Origin of the sequence: Rhizobium sp. Rhizsp82, assembly GCF_047325115.1 — a bacterium.
GTDB lineage: Bacteria > Pseudomonadota > Alphaproteobacteria > Rhizobiales > Rhizobiaceae > Rhizobium.
In genome coordinates this window covers 2564114-2581313 of the sequence record NZ_CP168570.1, presented here as the reverse complement: position 1 = coordinate 2581313, position 17200 = coordinate 2564114, and the positions used below count along the sequence as shown (strand labels likewise).

Below are 17200 nucleotides of genomic sequence, written 5' to 3'. Positions count from 1 at the left end.
CGGCTCAGTTCGCCAGCATATTGTCGGGTTTCATCCAGTCGAGCTCGCCCAGAGCCGCCAAGAGATGCTGTGCGACGGCCTTGTTGCCCTCGCGCACCGCGATATCATAGGCGGTCAGGCAATATTTCACCAAGGGCCTTGTCAGCATCGGCTCTTCCGACACCGGACAGACGATCCCGGCATAGAGATGCGGAACGCCGCTGCGGTCGCGGAAGCAGCGACCGAACACCATGACATAGGAATAGGTGCCATCGACCTGGCGTGTCCGGTAGCTCTGCTGCTCGGGCTCGCCGGTGGTGATCGTCTGGTGGATCGTGGCGGCGACGCCCGGGCGGTCTTCCGGGTGAATGCGCTCGATGTAGTTCTCGAGCGGCAGCCCACGCTCGGCGGTGTGATAGTCGAGCCCGAAGAGATCGGCCACCGCGCCATCTGCATAAAGCAGGTTGGAGGCTATATCCCAGGTGAAGAAACCGGATTCTGCAGCCAGGCCGCTATCGGCCTCGCCTTCGATGGCGCTGTTCTGGAAGGCCACGATTTTCCCCTCTGCATATCGACGCAATCCTGAAGTGTAGAGGATAGGCCTCACACCGCAAGACACTGATTAGCAAATATGAAACTTCTTCACAGCCTGTAAGTCAGTACGCTTGCCGACAAAGAAAAAGGCCCCGCCGCGAGGCGAGGCCTTTCGAAATCCTGATCGGATCAGCCGATTATTCGGCGTCGCCTTCGGAAGCCTTCTTCTTCGGAGCAGCCTTCTTCTTCGGAGCTGCTTCTTCGCCTTCAGAAGCTTCAGCCTTGGCAGCTGCCTTCTTCTTCGGGGCCTTCTTGGCGTCCTTGTCCGAGCCTTCGCCTTCTTCGTCGGCGAGCAGCTCTTCCTTGGTGACCTTCTTGTCTGTGACGTCGATCTCGGTCAGCAGATGGTCGATGACCTTCTCTTCGAAGATCGGAGCACGGATCGAAGCGGCGGCACCCGGCTGGCTGCGGAAGAAGTCGAGAATCTGCTTCTCCTGGCCCGGGTACTGGCGCAGCTGCTCATAGATAGCGCGCTGCATTTCGTCTTCGGACACTTCGACACCGGCCTTTTCGCCGATTTCGGAGAGAACGAGGCCGAGGCGGACGCGGCGTTCAGCGAGCGTCTTGTACTCTTCCTGTGCCTTGTCTTCGGTCGTGCCTTCGTCTTCGAAGGTGCGGCCCGACTGGGCGAGATCGTTGTTCACCTGGCTCCAGATGCCGTTGTACTCGGCGTCAACCAGCGACTTCGGGGTCTCGAACTTGTACATCTCGTCGAGCTGGTCGAGGATCTGACGCTTCACCTTCTGGCGGGTCAGCGAGCCGTACTGCGATTCGATCTGGCCGCGGACGATTTCGCGCAGGCGGTCAGCCGATTCCAGGCCGAGCTTCTTTGCGAGTTCGTCGTTGATCTCGGTTTCGCCCGGAGCAGCAACGTCCTTGACGGTGACGTCGAAGGTGGCTTCAGCGCCAGCGAGGTTCTTGGCCGGGTAATCGGCCGGGAACGTCACGGTGATGGTCTTTTCGTCGCCAGCCTTGACGCCGACCAGCTGGTCTTCGAAGCCCGGGATGAAACGGCCGGAGCCGAGAACGAGTTCAGCGCCCTGATCGGTGCCGCCGTCGAAGGCAACGCCGTCAACCTTACCGACGTAATCCATCGTGACGCGGTCGCCGTCGGCAGCCTTGCCCTTCTTGGTTTCGTAGGAACGGGCGCTTTCAGCGACCTTGAGGACCTGCTCGTTGACTTCGTCATCGGAGATGTCGACGACTTCGCGGGTGATCTTGATGCCCTTGGTGGACTTCAGTTCGATCGGCGGCAGAACTTCGTAGGACAGCGTGAATTCGAAGTCCTTCTCAGCGGAAAGGATCTGTTCGGCCTCGTCCTTGTCCTCGGTCATGGCGACTTCCGGCTGGGTGGCGGACTTTTCGCCACGGCTGGAAAGGATCTGGGTCGGCTGTTCGCGAACGATCTCGTTGACGAGGTCGGCCATGATGGACTTGCCGTAGACCTTCTTCAGATGAGCCGGCGGTACCTTGCCCGGACGGAAGCCGTTGATGCGGACCTTGTCCTTCACGTCGGCAAGACGCTCGTTCAGCTTGCTTTCCATGTCCTTGGCCGGGATAACGACCTTGATTTCGCGCTTCAGCCCTTCAGCGAGCGTTTCGATAACCTGCATGTCTTCCTACCTTCATTTCGTTGGCGGCCGTGCCCAGACGCCTTCGTTTCGATGAGCACGACGCCGGACAAACTTGGCCGCGCGTGGCTTGTTGTTCAAATTCCAATGCATCCCGCCGTTAAGGGGGACGGCGCCATCCTGCCGGGTAATCGGGATCTCCCGCCTGCAAGCCAGCTTTGGTGCGGGTAGAGAGACTTGAACTCCCACGCCTTGCGGCACCAGAACCTAAATCTGGCGTGTCTACCAATTTCACCATACCCGCGTTCGCAAAACCGCATGCATATGCCTGCGCATGAGGCCTTCCGGAGCGCGGCGTCTCTATATCACCCGATTTGGTAGAGGCAAAGGAAAAATGAAGACCGGATGACAGGGAGTTTTCACCCGGCGGGTGGCAATCCACAGGGCAATCGGCGCCTCAGTAAACCGGCTCCTCATAGGCGGGCTTTCCATCGACCAGCAGGCTGCGGATCTGTGCCGTTCCATCGGCCGAAACACGCACGGCAATGGAGACGTTTCCATCCTGGCGGGCCTCCTCCAGCGGCTTGCCCTCGCCTTCCGGAACATAATAGCGCTCGATGCCATATTCGACGCGGATCATGTCACCGCTCGACGCGCCGTAGCTATAGAACGGCTGGCTTTTCACGACGACGCTGCCGGTCTCGGGCATCAGCGCCGTGAAGGACGATTCGGCGATCGCCCAGAAGCCGTCCGGCTGCGGCCTGAGCCGCACCCACAGCACCTGCTCGCCCGCATCCTTGGGAAGGCCGCCCTTGACGGTGCTGACCGGCACCGAGGAGATGTCGTAATTCAGGATGACATAGTCGCCGCGCAGGAAATCGCGCGGATCGACCGGCGCGGTCTTCAAGACGACGTCGGCGCCGCTGCGCAGGATCGCAGCGCGGCTCTCTATTATATAGCCGAGGATCGCCGTCTGCAGCACGGCTGCGATGATGGCGGCAACCACATAGCGGCGGCCGGAACGCGGGCTCGAGAGGACGGCACTCATCGGGCGACCTCCTGGCGCTTACCGCCGAAGCGTCTCTCCAGGCGGATCACCAGCCAGGCGACGACAGCGACGAAGAGACCCGACAATAGGAAGAGACCTGAAGTGCCCAAGATCGAACCGACGGTCTCGGACGCCAGATAAAGGATCTCTCCGGCAAACATCAGATAGGCGAGATAGCGCACCGCGCCGTTGTCCCTGCCCTGCAGCGCGATCGCCAGCACGGAGACGCCGAGCGTCGCCAGGCTGAGCAGGACCAGCGCTCCGCCCTGCTCTAATTGTATATTGAGAAGAAGCAGGCCGACGGCGGCGACCAGGAAGGCGTAGAAGGCGGGAGCAGCGCCGGCGGTCAGGATGAACTCTGTGACGCGCAACGGCGGCAGGCTGACGGCAAGGAAGACGGCCATGCCACAGACGACATAGACCATCGCGAGCCACAGATCCTCGTTCAGCGTATAGATCCAGGCAAGCCAGGCGACGGCGAGCAGATAGGCGAGATGACGCACCCTGCCCGCATCGGTGTAGCGCACCAGAGCCACCGTCACCGCGCTCATGACGATCGGCAGCCAGGCGCCGATGCCGATCCAGCGGCCGTCATTATTGTTGAGATAGACTGCAAACGATGCCCAGGAGAGGAAGCCGGCAATCGCGACGGCCGGCGCGGAACGAAAGAGCGCGGCGGAAATGACGGCGATCGCAAACCACAGATACATCACCACCTGCTCGTCGCCCGAAAGATGGTACATCTGGCCGATCAGCGAGATGGCGCCGCCGAAGCCGAGCACGGCGATGACCAGCAGCCCATTGCCGGCCGCCTGCGCCCCGCGGGCGAACAGAGCCGCGGCACCAAGATAGGCCGCCCAGATGACGATCAGGATGGCGCCGACACGCACGAGCCTCGGAATGGCCTCCCAGTTGGAGGCGATCAGCAGCAGGACCGCGGCGCCGAGCAGGACGGCAGCGAGTACCATCAGCACCCGGCCAAGGCTGAAGCTTGCGGGACGGGCGTCGTATTCGCCGAGCATCTGCTCGGCAGCGACCTCCGTGATCAGCCCCTTGTCGACCCAGATAGAAAGGTCGCGCTCCAGCCTGCCTCGATACATTCCAGCCTCCGCCCCGGTGATGGCATTGCCTAGCGTTATAGGCGGCCAAGCCGTTAGGCAATCCCGGGCTGCAATGCAGGAATCTCACTGTGCGAAGTTGGGGCACTTATTAACCGCCAATTAACGAGGCATTGCTAATATGTGCATATTGCAGCAAGGCATGCATGAGCTGCATAGCCACCATGAAAATATTGCACTGCAAAATAATCAAAAGTCATACTATTTAAATGATCAAGAAGCACGGGCATGGCAGCCCGGCCCGGTTTACCGGACGCCTGCGAACATGATGTTCGTAAAAAGAATTCGGAGCAGCGCACTCCTCCTCCCAGCGCCCTCCGATAGACTGACAACACTCCTCCTCCCAGTTGTCAGTCACCTACATGACGCCCGCCGGATCCTCCCCCGGTGGGCGTTTTGTTTAACGGCAGGTTAAACGATTAAACATCAGCAAATCCGGATAAAGCCGCAAAGCGTCCGCAGGCGCCCGCGCCCATGCAGAATGCATGCCGGAGCGCCAAGTCGAGCGCCGCGAGCAGACGAGCCTACCCTTCACCTGAATCGCGCCTGGAAAGGCTCTCTCTGCCGTCCCTCGACTGGGTTTTGATCTTCCGGCGGCAAATGGCGGCATCTTGGCGGATGAACTGACCAAGAGAAAATCATTCTGCCTATTCGTTGACCACAAAGCGGCGAAAACTTGTAATTCACCGCCCGAGATCTGCATTTCATGCATGGGTGGCTTGAATTCTTGTCTCTGTTAGTTCTTCGCGGCGCAACATATATTCAGCTCATCAAATAGAGGCCAGCGCGGAAAGGCTGCAGCTGGCAGATCGCAAGCCCTAGGAAAGGGGACCAACATGAACTTCAGCCGCTCTTTCAACAACTGGCGCAAGTACCGTCAGACGGTTTCTGAACTTGGCCGCATGACCAACCGCGAATTGCATGACCTCGGCATCGACCGTTCGGACATCCATCGCGTCGCTCGCGAGGCAGCTGCCCGCTAATCCAGGCGATCAGCGTCCTCCCAAGCTGATCTCCTCCCCAAAACGCCCGGTGCTCACGCAACGGGCGTTTTCTTTTGCCTGGAGTTTACACTTTCGTAGGAGTTGCAGGCAAAAAGAGCTCACTTTTACCGCTCAAAAATTCACACCTGCGTATTTAGCGGGCAAATCATTGCACAAACGCATAGCAGATGCCTTTTCTTTGCACTGCACAATATGACAGCGATCCACTATATGAATGTGCAAGCGCAGAGACGGCGATGACGCCGGCCGCGAGACACCTTCAAGGATGATAGAAATGAACCCGATCCGCATTGCAAAGAGCTGGATTAGCTACCGCCGCACTCTCAACGAACTCGGCAACCTGTCCAACCAGACCCTCTCCGATATCGGTATCAACCGTTACGAGATCCGCAACATTGCATCGCGTTCGTTCCGCTAATCAGCGGCGAATGCGATACATCCAAAACGGCGCCGTTAGGCGCCGTTTTCGTTTTTGGGCATCCGTCAGCGCCGCCAGGGCGCGTGCCATCGATAGCCGGCACGGCATGATGCCAGGCGATGCCCGTGACTGAGTTCCGATTGTCCTGAGAGATGTGGCGTTTGACTGCGCTTGCCGTGCGCCGTTGGCTTTACGCCAGAAAGGCAGAAGCCGCGCTCCGGGCGCGGCCTGCTGTTTCAGGTGGTCGGGAAACGATCAGTTCCGCCATCTTCCCGAAGAGTTCGCTTCGCTGCTGAAGAAGCGGGATGCCGCCTCGGTGCGATTGCGGACATTCATCTTCTTGTAGATGTTGCGAACGTGAACCTTCACCGTGTTCTCCGAGAGATGGAGCTCGTCGGCGATGATCTTGTTCTGCGTGCCCTTGCAGATGAGATCAAGGATCTGGACTTCGCGGGTGGTCAGGGCGGACATGTCCCCCTGGCGCAGACGCAGCGCCCCTGCCCCGGCAGCTGCGACCGAACGGGTCTCGTAGAGCGACCGTTCAGGCTGCACCGCCTGGTTCGTCAGCCGGTTCAGCAATGCGGACGGGAAGTGTTCGCCGCCCTTCATCAAGAGATCGACCGCCGCCATGAACACGTCGAGCCGCAGATTGAGCGGCAGGACGCCGTCGATCACCCGTGCCTCGACCAGACGGTTGACATAGGGCTCCATCATATCGATCGCTTCGACCACGAGCGCAATCGACGTCGCGGGATGGTTTTCCCTGACGGCCGCCAGCGCCTCGCTGAGCTCGGCTCCGGTTATGTGGTAGAAGAGAACGAGCGTGGCATCATTCGCATCGTTTTCCAGCATGGCCTTGGAGTAGCCCTTGCTGATGACCTCACAGGTAGGAAACTTTTTCGCGAGAGCCTCGACGAGGCATTCGGAGAACAAGTCTGCATTGGCAATTACAAGTATCGTGTCCCCGGCCGGACCGAACTTTCGGCCCTGCTCGGCATCACCAGTCTTCGACGCAGTCATGAACATTTACGCCTCCCCATAGCGTTACACGTTACAAATGCTTTGAGTGATACTTCGGGCCGCCCGGACGGGCGCCCCTGATAATTCCCGTCTTCATTAGTTAGCCATTTCTTAATTATGGTAATACGAAGTTGCATTGAAGGAAATGGCCCAAACGGGTTAGTTTTTGTAAATATACAATGACATTTCCTATTGCAGCGGTTGTATTGCACCCTTACTAGATAACTTATGGGGTATATTGCCGATTATTTTTTGGGTTCGATGGTATTTTCGCATCAATAATAGACAGGCGGTCTTTTTCACTCTTTCGGCCAGCGCCAATTAACCGGAATGTTACTTGTGCAAGTCTTTTGACGTAGACTTGAGCCAAAGCGAAGCAGCGCGATCGCCCGCAAATGGGGGCGACCTCCGGCGCGTTCCAGTTCAACCTTGGGGATGATCGGAGGGCGCGCTTGATCAGTCCGGGCGAAGAGCACAAGGCTCCGAAGCGCTAGCCCGAATTGGTATCTAGGAAGTTCAGTATTTCTCCCCCAAAGTTCTAGGGTCGCTGACTGGCGGCACCCGAAACGCGGAATATCCCCTCACGACTGCGATATCTGCTTTTCTATTGGGGCAACTCAAACAACTGAAAGCATGAAGTCTTCAATCACATGATTGCGGAACTAGATCTGTGCGTCCTTGTACTGAGTTACGCGCAATCCAATACGTCAGGTTTGGCCAACAAACCGAGAATTGAACCGCAGATGATTAGGTAATGCATACATCTGCATACCAGTAACAGTATCGGAGTAAGCGCGAGTAAATCCCATTTGAGATGAGAGGGATTTCGCACACTGCTCCGAATTCCTTTGGAGGAAGCGAAATGTCTAATTATCAGCCCGGTGGCGACACCGAAACCAACAACATCGGTGCGCTTGCCGACGGTTTCCTGGGCAATACCGCAATCAATGATCCGGACACCTCGAACGGTTCGACAGCCTATATCGGCGGCCTTGCCAATGGCGACAACCGCGACAACACCACGAATACCGACAACAGTGATAACAGCGACAATAGCAACAACAGCGATAACAGCGACAACAGTTCGGATATCACTGTCGACGCTACGCTCGATCTGCTGAACGGCAACAATCGCGACAACAGCTACGATTGGGACTACGACAGCAAGACGACCAACACCAATATCAATGATGCGGACACCAAGACGACCACCATCACCGATACGGATGTGAAGTCGGACTATGACTGGAGCTACGACAGCAAGTCGTACAGCGACAACGATATCAACACGAAGACCGACACCGACATCAAGACGGTCACCGATACCGACGTCAAGACGACCACGACGAGCGACAGCTTCAATACGGCTGACAGCTTCAACAAGACCGACAACGACACCACGAATACGGCGGACAGCTTCAACAAGTCGGATGACGACTTCGCGACGGTTCATGACGTCAAGGACTTCGACAACCTCGGCATCGCCGGCGGTGACGTGAACTTCAACCTCGGTGACAACTTCTCCTTCACCCTGGATGTCGACAACATCCTGAACGGCAGCCTCGGTGGCGGCAATGCCTTCAATGCCATCCAGGCGAACCATCTTGCGGACCAGGATTCGGTCTGGAGCATGAAGATGGATGCCGCCCACGCCAGCAACTCCGTCTCCACCGCGGGCAACACCGCGACCGGTGCGGAAGGTATCGATCTCGGCCACCATGGCGGCTGGACCGGCGGTGCCGGTGACGACGTCAACGGCTCGAGCGTTGCGGATGCGTCCTCGATCCTTGCAAATTCGGGTATCCACATGGAACTCGTGCAAGGCGCGAACATGCTCAGCAATACGTTCGACGCGATCGGCCACGACTCCAATACCGTGGGCCAGGACTCGCACGACGGCGCATAACCTCCAGGACTGTCCAAGACATCCTGCACCGGCGGTCCCGCCGGTGCAGTTTGGCGGCTTGATGCAGCACACGAGAGTATCCGTGACGGGCGGGTATGCTGTTGAGAGGCCGGGCACCGTGGCAAACGGGAGGGGCCACCATGCATACAGAGAAGCTTTCAGAAATCATTGCGCACTTCATCGGCCTATTCGATACGGCGACCGAAGAAGCGAAAATGCGCAATGCCTATGCCGAGGGTTCTCGGCCGACCGAAGACAGCGCGCTGCCGCAGGACGAAGAAGCGGCCGCGCAGAAATTTGCCTCGGATCTCGAACTGAAAGACTACGATCCGAGCGCGCCTTACCGGTCACTCGCCTATGACATCAATTTCGCGCATCCGCGCTTCCTCGGCCATGCCTTCGAGGAAAGTATCGCCAAGCTGAACGAGCTGGCGCATCGCGACCTGACGGGGCTGCATTTCACCCCGCAGATCACCGTTCCGGGCGAAGATCCGCTGCTGCCGATCTATGCCGGTCCGGGCTCGATGATCGCGCATGTCTCGCAGATCAACATCCTCTATGACGACGACTTCCTGAACCTGTCGGATCAGCAGGTCGATCCTCGCGACACCAGTTTCGTGACGATGAAGCTGATCGAGTATGAGGAGAAGGCCGAGGCGCTGTCGCCGTTCCAGGAGATCCACCGGACCGACAATGCCGAGGCGCTGACCAAAATCGCCGACAGCATGCACGACTATATCCGCTCGATGCCGGAGGCGTCCGACGAGACGCCGGATGGACAGCCGCAGCCGACCTTTGTGACCGACGGCGATGCCGACAGCCCGACCTATCTCTACAAGAGCGCCGGCGACGATCTCAGCAGTCCGTCCTATATCGTCAACGGCGTCGCCACCACGACGGCACCGGTGCTCGACGACATGATGCCGGACCGCGGCATCGCCAAGCCGCCGGCCGACCTTGAAGACAGCAAGAGCGATACGCCGCAGGAAGAGCACGGCGGCCCGAGCAACACGCTCGAGATCGCGGCCGGCGCCAATGTGCTCGCCAATATCGTGCAGATCACCGATACCTCGGTGATCTCCTCTGTGACCGCCGTGATGGGCAACTACCATCAGATCGACGCGATCACCCAGAGCTACATCTATAGCGACCACGACGATTTCGGCGGTGTCTTCGACAAGTCGCAAAGCGCTGCGACCGTCGCCAACAATATCGCCAGCTTCCAGCGCAGCGTCTATGATGACGGTGGCTCGCAGCATTCTGCCTCCACCGACGACGGGCACGATCCGACCTTCCCGACCGCCTGGCGCGTCAGCGTCGTCAATGGCGACGTGTCCTTCGTCAACTGGATCGAGCAGTATCACTTCATCAACGACAACGACACGATGACGATCACCGCCACCGGCACGGATGCGACCGTGCTGACGGGTGGCAACTCGGCCGTCAATTTCGCGTCGATGTTCGGCATCGGCATGCAGTACGATCTGGTGATCGTCGGCGGCAACGTTCTCGACATGAACGTCATCTCGCAGATTTCGGTGCTCTACGACAATGATTGGGCCCGCGGCCAGGACGGTGCCCCCGGCGCCACGATCCAGGGCGGCAACAACCTGATCTGGAACCTTGCCGAAATCCACAATGTCGGCGCCAACGACCGCTTCCAGGCGATGCCCGACTACATGGCCGCCACCCAGAAAGCGATCGAGGAACGCGATCCCTCGATGCCGGAAGGACTTGCCCATGACGCCAACTTTGCCGGCTATGCGGGGCTGAACGTCCTCTACATCACCGGCAACCTCTATGACGTCAACGTCATCAAGCAGGTGAGCATTCTCGGCGATTCCGACGACGTCACCCATGTCATCTCGTCGATCGCCCAGAACAATCAGAACGCCACGATCCATGTCGATACTGGCAGCAATGCCGTCGTCAACATCGCCCAGATCATGGATTACGATACGATTGGCCATACGACCTACCTGAATGGCCAGCTCTATTCCGATGCGATTCTGATCCAGAGTGGCCTTGTCGAACACGACACGACGCAGCCGCAGCAGGCACCGCTTGCCAATGAAGCCATCGCCTTCCTCGGCAACGACAGCGACCAGCATGCCAGCGGCTCCGACGACGTGACGATCAATGGCGGCCACGACTACGCATGGCACCTGACCCACCCGGATGTGATGCAAGGCGTCACCGCATAGTTTTGAGTAGAGGGAAGCGCTCCCATGAATCACATTCCAAAGAACACCTTCACCGGAAGCCGCACTTTGGGACTCGGCCGGCGCGGCAGCGCGTTCGACGAGGATATGACCGATGCCTGCATGTCGGCGATCGACGACGCTGTCGCCAATCTTCGCCTGCTGACCGAGAAGCGCGCCGCAGCGCGCGCCGCCGAAGCTGCTGCCTTCCGGGCCGCTGCCGCCGAGGATCTTGCACGGACGGCTGAGGCGCCGGAAGCCGTCGAGGCTGAGGAAGAGGTTGCTGCGATCGAGATTGCCGCTGCGCCCGAAGCTGCCGCTTCGGCTGAACCGGAAATCCAGGCCGAAGAGCCGGCACCGGTTGAGCATGAAGAAACAGAGACGCAGGCGGAAGTGGAGGTCGCGGCTCCGACAGTAATCGAAGCAACGGCGGAAATCGCAACCGCTCAACATGCCGAGGTTCTGGAAGGACCCAAGGCGTTAGAGGTAGAACCGCCTCCCGCACCGATCGAAATCGCGACAGCGGTGGTCGAGCCTCCGGCCGTGCAGGCAGAACCCGTAAGCGCTCCGGCAGCGGCCGAAGCCGAAGAGACAGTCGCTCGCCGCACACCGCAGACGCCGGAAATGCCCGAAGCCATTCCGCAGGAGCCTTCGGAGCTGAAGCAGAGCCCGACGATCCCGTTCGGCAAGACGATCGAGGGCAATACCGGCCCGCTGCAGGAAAACGACCGGCGGCTGAAGACCGGCGGCGGCGGCAATGGCAAGGATCCGGATTCCGGTGGTGGCGGCGGCGGTGGCGGCGGCAACGGCGCGAACTTCCACAAGCGCAGCGAGCCGGTGAATTTCGCGGCCAGCCTCGCCAAGGGCATTGCTGCGGTCCGCCGCAACATGGTGATCGTCATGGCCTTCACCATCGCCATCAACATTCTGCTGCTGGCGATCCCGCTCTATCTCTTCCAGATTTCCGATCGCGTGCTGACCAGCCGCTCGATCGATACGCTGGTCATGCTGACGATCGCCGTGCTCGGCGCCGTGCTGATCCAAGCCTTCCTCGATTCGATCCGCCGCTTCATCCTGATGCGCACCGCCGTCGAGCTCGAAGTGCAGCTGGGGGCGCCGATCCTCAGCGCCGCCGCCCGCGCCTCGCTTCATGGCACCGGCAAGGATTACCAGATCCTTCAGGACCTGCAGCAGCTGCGCGGCTTCCTGACGTCAGGGACGCTGATCGCCTTCCTCGACGCGCCGCTGATGCCGCTGTTCATCGTCGTGGTCTATCTCGTGCATCCCCATCTCGGCCTGATCATCATGGCCTGCTGCGCGGTGCTGTTCTTCATCGCCTATCTGAACCAGAAGTTCACGGCGCGGCAGTTCGCCGACGCAAACACCTATCTCAGCCGCGCCAACTTCCACCTCGATTCCATGGCGCGCAACTCGCAGATCATCAATGCGCTCGCCATGATCCCGGAAGCGGTGAAGATGTGGGGCAGGGAGACGGCCGGATCGCTGAAGAGCCATGTGGCCGCCCAGGACCGCAACATCATCTTCTCCGGCATCTCCAAGGCCTGCCGGATGATCACGCAGGTCGCGCTGCTCGGCTGGGGCGCGCATTTGTCACTTTCCGGTGAATTGACCGGCGGCATGGTCATCGCCGCCTCCATCGTCTCGGGACGCGCGCTGGCGCCGATCGAGGGCGCGATTGAAGGCTGGCATCAGTTCAACCGCTCGGCCGCCGCCTATGGCCGCATCAAGCAGCTGCTGATCAACTCGCCGCTCAACTTCCCGCGGCTGCGCCTGCCCAATCCGGAAGGCCGTCTCGACGTTGAGCGCATCCTGTTCGTGCCGCCGCCGCAGAAGAAGGTCATCCTCAACGGCATCTCCTTCTCGCTGAGGAAGGGCGAATCCCTTGCCGTCATCGGCAATTCCGGTTCCGGCAAGACGACGCTCGGCAAGATGCTGGTCGGTTCGATCCTGCCGACATCGGGCAATGTGCGTCTCGACCTGATGGACCTGCGCAACTGGGATCAGCGGCAGTTCGGCGAAAGCATCGGCTATCTGCCGCAGGACGTGCAGCTCTTCCCCGGCACGATCAAGGCGAATATTTCGCGCATGCGCGACGACATCGACGATCACCAGATCTACGAGGCTGCGGTTCTGGCCGACGTGCACGAGCTGATCGCCAGCTTCCCGCAGGGCTACGAGACGATCGTCGCGGCCGATGGCGCGCCGCTTTCCGGCGGCCAGAAGCAGCGCATCGCGCTTGCCCGCGCCTTCTTCGGCAATCCGAAATTTGTCGTCCTCGACGAGCCGAATTCCAACCTCGATACGCAGGGCGAGGCTGCACTCGCCCGGGCACTGATCCATGCCAAGAAGCAGGGCATCACCACGGTGACCATCACCCAGCGCCCTGCCCTTTTGCAATGCGTCGACAAGATCCTGCTTCTGAAAGACGGCTCGGTCGGCATGTTCGGCGAGCGCATGGAAGTTCTGCAGGCGCTGCAGGGCAACGGCAACAATCGTCCTCAGCCGCGTATCGAAGGGTAATCGAAATGGCTCATACCAGTCTACAGACGGTCAACAATCCGGTCGAATGGTATAGCGAGGTTCCGCGCTCGATCCGCTATCACACGATGATCGGGCTTGCCGTGCTGATCATATCCTTCGGCAGCTTCGGCTTTTGGGCTGGCACCGCGCCGCTTGCCTCTGCGATCATCGCCCAGGGCAGCTTCGTCGCGACCGGCAACAACAAGATCGTCCAGCATCTCGAAGGCGGCATCATCAAGGACATGCGCGTCAGCGAAGGTGACGTCGTCAAGGAAGGCGACGTGCTGCTGACGCTCGATCCGACCGCAGCGCTCTCCAACGACCGCATGCTGAAACTGCGGCGCCTGCGGCTGGAAGCCGTCGTCGCACGCCTGCATGCCGAGGCCGCCGGTGACCGGGACTTCAAGATCCCCGACATCGTCATGGCCGAAGCCAGCGACCCCGACATCGGCTCGATCATCCAGAGCCAGAACATCGTCTTTCACAGCAAGCAGGTGAAGCTCGAGGAGCAGCTGAACCTGATCGAGAAGAACATCGCTTCGCTCGAATACCGCTACAAGGGATATAGCGGCCAGAAGGATTCCTTCGACCGGCAACTGGCGCTTTTGACCGAAGAGCGCGATTCAAAGGCCCGCCTCGTCAAGGTCGGCTATATGCGCAGGACCGATCTCCTGGCGATCGAGCGCGCCATGGCGGATGCAATGGGGGATATTTCGCGCCTGCAGGGCGAGCTCAACGAAAGCGAGGCTGAGATCGCCAAGTTCCGCCAGGAAGCGATCATTGCCGTCAACTCCAACAAGCAGGCGGCGCTCGATGCGCTGGAAACCGCTGAATCGGATCTCGACAGCGTGCGCGAGCAGGTGCGCGAGGCACAGGGCGTGCTCGAGCGAACCGTCATCCGCTCGCCGGTCAACGGCACGGTCGTGCGCGCCTATTACCACACCGCCGGCGGCGTTATCACCACCGGCAAGCCGATCATGGAAATCCTGCCGGCCCATGTGCCGCTGATCATCGAAGCGCAGGTGCTGCGCACCTCTATCGACCAGCTACATGAAGGTCAGACGGCGGCGATTCGTCTTTCGGCGCTGAACCGGCGTACGACGCCGGTACTCAATGGCAAGGTCTTCTATGTGTCGGCAGACTCGATCGAAGAGAATGCCGGGCTGCAGACCAAGGACGTCTATATCGTGCGCGTCGAAATCCCGGATTCGGAGATCGCCAAGGTGCATAATTTCCACCCGGTCCCCGGCATGCCGGCCGACGTCTTGATCCAGACCTCGGAGCGCACCTTCTTCGAATATATCACCAAGCCGATCACCGACAGTATGTCGCGTGCCTTCAAGGAGCGCTGAGATTTATAATACAAAGAGACTAGGAGCTTCCGCCGCGGATCTGCAGTATTCTCGCTCGCAGGATCGGTTGGTGGAGGCTTCTATGGCGGCCATGTCTGACGTGCTCTTGCGGGTTGGGCGGCTGAATTATGTCTGGACCAATACCGAGAGCCTGCTGATCTATGTCATCGCCCATCTTCTCAGGGTGGAGAAGGATGCGGCGATCGTGGTTTTCCTGACGCTGAACACCACGCGGGCGCGTATCGACCTTGTCGAGCGCCTTGCCAAGCTGCACTCAACCCCCGCTTCCGACCGCAAGACCATCCTTCACATGATGATGCGGCTGAAGAAGGAATCGAAGATGCGCAACAAATACAATCACTGCATCTATTCTTTCGACGACAAGGGACAGATCTCCTCCACGCAGCTGATGCGGCTCGTAGAGGACGACAAGGAAATCCGCTACGGCAAGGTGGAGCAACTCGACCAGCGGGAGCTCGATGCACTTGAGCGCTCGATCGGCGAGATCGTGGCGATCAGCAATTCGCTTTGGGAGTTCATCCATGCCAGCGAGCATGCCTCGGCGCATATCTAGGCCCTCGACACCGGCCGCGTGATCCACCAGAAAACCAGCGCCATCGCACTGAATGAACAGCCGAGCCCACAGACGCCCGGCCAACCGGCATGTGCGTAGATCATCGTCGAGGTGATGGCGCCCAGTGCGCTGCCCGCGGAATAGAAGACCATATAGCCGCCGACCAGGCGGCTTCGTGCTTCCGGGCGGGCGGCGAAGATCAGCGTCTGGTTGGTGACATGCACGGCCTGAACGGCGAAATCGAGCGCGACGACGCCAAGCAGGAAGACCGGCAAAGAAGCTGCCAGGCAGAGGATTGCCGCCCAGGAGATTGCCAGCAGTGCCAGCGAAGCGCCGGTGACGGGTTGCGCTAGGCCTCGATCCGCAAGCCGACCGGCGCCGCTTGCCGCCAGGGCACCGGCAACGCCCGCCAAGCCAAACAGGCCGATAGCCGTATGCGACATGAGAAAGGGCGAAGTGCTCAACGGCAGGACCATTGCCGTCCAGAGCGTGCTGAAGCTTGCGAAGATCAGGAACGCCAGCACTGCCCTTGCGCGTAACAGAGGATCGCGCAGGAAGAGCTGCGGGACGGATCGGAGGATCGCGACATAGCCTTCCTTCGAACCGGATGGCTTTTCACGCGGCAAGGTCTTGGCCAGGAGCATGCTCATGATCAGCATCAGCATTGCCGATGCCAGATAGACGGTCCGCCATCCTCCGAGATCGGCGAGCAGCCCGGCCCAGAGGCGTGCGGCGAGGATGCCGATAACGACACCACTCGTCACCAGCCCCACGGCCCGGCCCCGCTCCTCGGGTCCTGTCAGCGACGCGGTCAGTGCGACCACCACCTGAACGACGACGGACAGCAGCCCGAGAGCAATCATCGCGACTAACAGCATGAATGTTGATGGCGCCAGGCCAACGGCAGCGGCGGCGGCCGAAAGCAGCATCGTCTGTGTAATCACCAGCCGGCGTCGGTTGGCGATATCGGCGAGCGGCACGATCAGCAGCAGACCCGCGGCATAGCCAATCTGCGTCAGCGTCACGACGATGCCGATATCGGCGGTCTCGAGGCCGAAATCCGAGGCCATCGAGCCGAGCAGCGGTTGGGCAGAATAGACATTGGCGACGCTTGCGCCGCAGGTCACCGCGAAGAGAAGCAGCGTCCACGGGCCGAGTTTCGATTTTACCCCGGAGGACGACCGGGTGTCTTTGATGACGTCCATAAGCGTGATCCCAATTGACTCTGGTTCAATGATGAGACCACTTGAGGTGCAGGCATTCCAGTTCTATTTTAGAACCAGAATGGAGGACTGATAATGAAGCGGAAGAGTTTTCGCGAGGCCGAGTGCCCGGTTGCACGTAGCCTCGATGCGATTGGCGACTGGTGGTCGCTGCTGATCATTCGCGACGCTTTCGACGGCATCACCCGCTTCAGCGCCTTCCAGCAGAATCTCGGGATTGCGAAGGGCATGCTGGCAACCCGGCTTCGCGACCTGGTGGAAGCCGGTGTTCTCGACCTTGTGCCAGCCTCCGATGGCAGCGCCTATCAGGAATATGTGCTGAGCGCAGCCGGGCGCGACCTCTTCCATGTCATCGTCGCCCTGCGCCAATGGGGCGAGGCGCATCGTTACAAACGTGAGGAGCGCCGCTCGGTTCTCGTCGATACCGAGAGCGGCGCGCCGGTTGCCCGGCTGGAACTCCGCGCCGCCGATGGCCGGCGGATTGCCTGGCCGGATACCCAGGTGATTGCGCCTAGCTGAGCAGCCATTCCCTAACCCGCAAGGCTAGCCCGATTTGATGCCGGTTTTTATCCGAACGGCATATTTGATGCCTGCCGTTTCCCCATAGAATGCAGGTTCCCGAACTGTGTAAGGGGTGTTGGGAGGGGGATG

14 protein-coding genes and 1 tRNA gene are annotated in these 17200 nt (G+C 59.9%); 8 read left to right on the top strand and 7 right to left on the bottom strand.

Going from position 1 to position 17200, the window contains the following annotated elements; translation table 11 throughout:
• Positions 1–4: 4 nt before the first annotated feature.
• The 5 genes from ACEN84_RS17775 to ACEN84_RS17755 all read right to left on the bottom strand — a co-directional run bounded on the left by ACEN84_RS17775 (position 5) and on the right by ACEN84_RS17755 (position 4292).
• On the bottom strand, positions 5–532 hold the full coding sequence (locus ACEN84_RS17775; protein WP_354540988.1) for a PAS domain-containing protein: 528 nt from the start codon (positions 530–532) through the stop codon (positions 5–7).
• Between the two features lie 178 nt (positions 533–710).
• On the bottom strand, positions 711–2186 hold the full coding sequence (gene tig / locus ACEN84_RS17770) for a trigger factor (RefSeq protein WP_112711602.1): 1476 nt from the start codon (positions 2184–2186) through the stop codon (positions 711–713).
• Between the two features lie 177 nt (positions 2187–2363).
• Positions 2364–2448 (bottom strand) — tRNA-Leu (locus ACEN84_RS17765).
• Between the two features lie 153 nt (positions 2449–2601).
• Entirely contained in the window at positions 2602–3192 is a 591-nt protein-coding gene (locus tag ACEN84_RS17760; protein ID WP_413709416.1) for a GDYXXLXY domain-containing protein, read from the bottom strand.
• Positions 3189–4292 carry a DUF2157 domain-containing protein gene (locus ACEN84_RS17755; protein ID WP_413709415.1) on the bottom strand — a complete coding sequence of 368 codons (1104 nt, stop codon included), beginning with the start codon at positions 4290–4292 and terminating at the stop codon, positions 3189–3191. Before ACEN84_RS17755 ends, ACEN84_RS17760 begins: the two co-directional genes overlap by 4 nt.
• An 854-nt stretch (positions 4293–5146) precedes the next feature.
• Between ACEN84_RS17755 and ACEN84_RS17750 the strand changes: the two genes are divergently transcribed.
• Both ACEN84_RS17750 and ACEN84_RS17745 read left to right on the top strand, forming a co-directional pair.
• Positions 5147–5293: a DUF1127 domain-containing protein gene (locus tag ACEN84_RS17750; protein WP_112711599.1), complete on the top strand. Its 147-nt coding sequence runs from the start codon at positions 5147–5149 to the stop codon at positions 5291–5293.
• A 295-nt stretch (positions 5294–5588) separates the two neighbouring features.
• A complete protein-coding gene (locus ACEN84_RS17745) occupies positions 5589–5732 on the top strand; it encodes a DUF1127 domain-containing protein (RefSeq protein ID WP_112711598.1) in 144 nt (47 codons plus the stop codon).
• Positions 5733–5987: 255 nt separating this feature from the next.
• Here the strand turns inward: ACEN84_RS17745 and ACEN84_RS17740 are convergent, their stop codons facing one another.
• Positions 5988–6758 (bottom strand): response regulator transcription factor, encoded by a 771-nt coding sequence (locus ACEN84_RS17740; protein ID WP_199629369.1) that lies wholly within the window; start codon positions 6756–6758, stop codon positions 5988–5990.
• A gap of 856 nt (positions 6759–7614) precedes the next feature.
• On the opposite strand from ACEN84_RS17740, the gene ACEN84_RS17735 reads away from it, so the two are divergent.
• From ACEN84_RS17735 to ACEN84_RS17715, 5 genes are all read left to right on the top strand, one after another.
• Positions 7615–8658 (top strand): fibrinogen-binding protein, encoded by a 1044-nt coding sequence (locus ACEN84_RS17735; protein ID WP_199629370.1) that lies wholly within the window; start codon positions 7615–7617, stop codon positions 8656–8658.
• A gap of 140 nt (positions 8659–8798) precedes the next feature.
• The gene (locus ACEN84_RS17730) at positions 8799–10862 is read left to right on the top strand and encodes a hypothetical protein (protein WP_413709414.1); all 2064 of its coding nucleotides are present in this window, start codon (positions 8799–8801) and stop codon (positions 10860–10862) included.
• A 24-nt stretch (positions 10863–10886) separates the two neighbouring features.
• Positions 10887–13400: a type I secretion system permease/ATPase gene (locus ACEN84_RS17725; protein WP_413709413.1), complete on the top strand. Its 2514-nt coding sequence runs from the start codon at positions 10887–10889 to the stop codon at positions 13398–13400.
• 5 nt (positions 13401–13405) lie between these two features.
• On the top strand, positions 13406–14752 hold the full coding sequence (locus ACEN84_RS17720) for an HlyD family type I secretion periplasmic adaptor subunit (RefSeq protein WP_112711594.1): 1347 nt from the start codon (positions 13406–13408) through the stop codon (positions 14750–14752).
• Positions 14753–14834: 82 nt separating this feature from the next.
• On the top strand, positions 14835–15326 hold the full coding sequence (locus ACEN84_RS17715) for a hypothetical protein (RefSeq protein WP_112711593.1): 492 nt from the start codon (positions 14835–14837) through the stop codon (positions 15324–15326).
• Here the strand turns inward: ACEN84_RS17715 and ACEN84_RS17710 are convergent.
• A complete protein-coding gene (locus ACEN84_RS17710) occupies positions 15323–16531 on the bottom strand; it encodes an MFS transporter (protein ID WP_413709412.1) in 1209 nt (402 codons plus the stop codon). The two genes, ACEN84_RS17715 and ACEN84_RS17710, sit on opposite strands and share 4 nt — an antisense overlap.
• Positions 16532–16624: 93 nt before the next feature.
• On the opposite strand from ACEN84_RS17710, the gene ACEN84_RS17705 reads away from it, so the two are divergent.
• Positions 16625–17068 carry a winged helix-turn-helix transcriptional regulator gene (locus ACEN84_RS17705; RefSeq protein WP_413709411.1) on the top strand — a complete coding sequence of 148 codons (444 nt, stop codon included), beginning with the start codon at positions 16625–16627 and terminating at the stop codon, positions 17066–17068.
• Positions 17069–17200 lie beyond the last annotated feature (132 nt).